This window comes from Arsukibacterium sp., assembly GCF_036735525.1.
Taxonomy (GTDB): Bacteria; Pseudomonadota; Gammaproteobacteria; order Enterobacterales; family Alteromonadaceae; genus Alishewanella.
Genome location: NZ_DAINOE010000185.1, coordinates 1 through 2,504, shown reverse-complemented (window position 1 = coordinate 2,504; position 2,504 = coordinate 1). Strand labels below are relative to the sequence as shown.

The 2,504-nt window shown below is 43.8% G+C and carries 1 protein-coding gene; it reads left to right on the top strand.

Features of this window, described 5'->3' with window-relative positions; genetic code table 11:
• Nucleotides 1–118: 118 nt before the first annotated feature.
• Nucleotides 119–2,504: EAL domain-containing protein (locus tag V7D78_RS17050; protein WP_333609651.1), on the top strand; the 2,386-nt coding region annotated here is incomplete at its 3' end.

The following is a 2,504-nucleotide window of genomic DNA, read 5'->3' as shown; positions in this document are numbered from 1 at the left end:
GTCATGGCTCGTTAAACCGATCTCAGGTTAAGTTATATAATTTCGAAACAAATTTTCTGCATTCTGCTATTGTATTAACAAGATTCATATAAAATTTTTGATGATGGACGTAAAGCATATGGATACGAATAAGTGGCGCGCTATGCAGGTGAAATACCGGCAAAATTTAAAGCACAAAGCTGATATTCTGCAGGAAAACTGGCAGATTTTACTAGTTAAAGCTGATCATCAAAAATGGGAAGAGTTAGTCCGCATTAGCCATCAGCTGGCCGGCTCTGGTGCTATATATGGTTTTCCTGACGTTTCAAGATTAGCCCAGGCTTTACACAAAGCGTTAAAACTAACAGAGCACGTAGTAAAACCAAGCAGTGAAGCACATTCTTTGTTGCACGACTTACTGGAAGAGCTCAATCATGTTCAAGCAAGCCCTGAGTCGGATACATTTAGCCTTAGCAGTCAAACTGTTACAGCCAAACAAAAGTACAAAATTGTTTTTGTCGATGACGACGCCGATTTACTCTCCTTCCATACTCCAGCGCTTGAAGCTGATGGTTTTGAAGTCATTGCGTTAACTGATATTGGCTTACTGGCTGCAGTAGTAGCCGAGCATAACCCCTTGGCTGCAATCTGTGATATGGCTTTTCCGCAAGGAGAGACTGCCGGCGCGGACACCCTGCGACAACTTCGACAGCAGCAGGGGGTTAACTTTCCGGTGGTGTTTATTTCTGCCTTTGATACTTTTGAAAACCGCTTAGCGGCTGTTCGGGCTGGCAGCAGCCACTTCCTGGCAAAACCAGTGAGCTCAAAACAACTGAGCCAGGTGTTAGCGGGAATGCTGCAAAAAACCGAGCATGCCCCTTATCGGGTAATGTTGGTTGATGATGACACTGATGTGCTGAGATTTTACCGGCAAGTTTTGCAAATGGCCGGTTATAAAGTGATCTGCTGTCAACAGCCTGAGCAAGCCTTGTCATTGATATTAAGTGAACAACCCGAACTAATATTGATCGATTTGCATATGCCCGGTTGCCACGGCCTGGAGCTTGGCCAGATTATTCGCCAGCACTCAGAACTGATTGACACACCACTGGTATTTATGTCAGCTGATGAAAGCCTGGACGAAAAACTGGCAGCCGTAAGGCTGGCAGGAGATGAATTTATCAATAAACCGATAGCAACCTGGCGCTTATTAATGACTGTCGAAGCCAGGGTGAAACGCAGCCGCTTATTGCGACAACAAAAACGCCAATTAATGCGCCAGCCTGAACTGGCGCAACATTTAGATACCCTGACAGCACTGCCAACTTTATGGCAGTTACACAAAGACATCGCTGCCTTACAACTAAAACAACAGCACTTTTATTTGATGAAGCTCGACTTAAACAAGTTTCATCTGATAAACGACATTTATGGCCACCAAACCGGTGATTTAATACTGCAAACCGTTGCCTGGAAACTGATGCAACAATTGCAAACGCATGATCAACTTTACCGGCAAAACGGAGATGAATTTTGGCTGTTATTAACACATAGCACACCAGACGACGCACAGCGAGTAGCAGAGAGCTTATTACAAAAACTCACGCAAAGCTCTGGTACATTAATCGCCGAACTTAACCTGACAGCCAGTATTGGCATGAGCTACCCAGAAACTTATACCGAATCGTCTGACTTATTGATACAACAAGTAAACATCGCCTTGCATCAGGCCAAAACTCAACAAGGTTTTCAAATTCAGTGTTTTAATACCGCTATGCAATCAGAGCTGAGTAAGCGCTACCAATTACAACAAGGTATCCGCCAGGCACTTTCGCAGCATGCTTTTTATCCGGTATTTCAACCCATAGTCGATCAGCATAGTCAGTTATTCAGCCTGGAGTTACTGAGTCGCTGGCAGCATCCACAGCAAGGCAATATTAGCCCGGCTATTTTTATTCCGTTATTAGAAGAGGAAGGTCTTGTATCGCAACTCACGCACTATATGCTTCGCAGCGGCTTAGCTCAGTTGCAACAATGGCGAAAACAACACCCTACACTTAAACTGAGTATCAATTTTAGCGCTGCTGATTTTAGCAATGCTGAACTTGCCAATACCCTTACCCACTTACTCTCTGAGTTTAGCCTGCCAGCTGAGGCATTAATTATTGAGATAACCGAAAGCGTATTACTGGAAAATTCAACACGCCTTAAACACCAGCTACAGCAATTAAAAATACTGGGCTTTACTATTGCTTTGGACGACTTTGGAACCGGCTATTCATCACTCAGCTATCTGGATCGCTACCCGGTGGATATTTTGAAAATAGACCGTAGTTTTGTAAACAAACTGGATGATGTTAAGGCACGGCGTCTAACATTAGCCATTATTCATTTAGCCCAAGAGCTGCAGCTAAGCATTACCGCGGAAGGTGTTGAAACCCCTGAGCACTTAGCATTATTGAAGTCAGAAGGTTGCCAGCATTATCAGGGTTTTTATTTCAGCAAACCTTTAAAAGCAACAGATA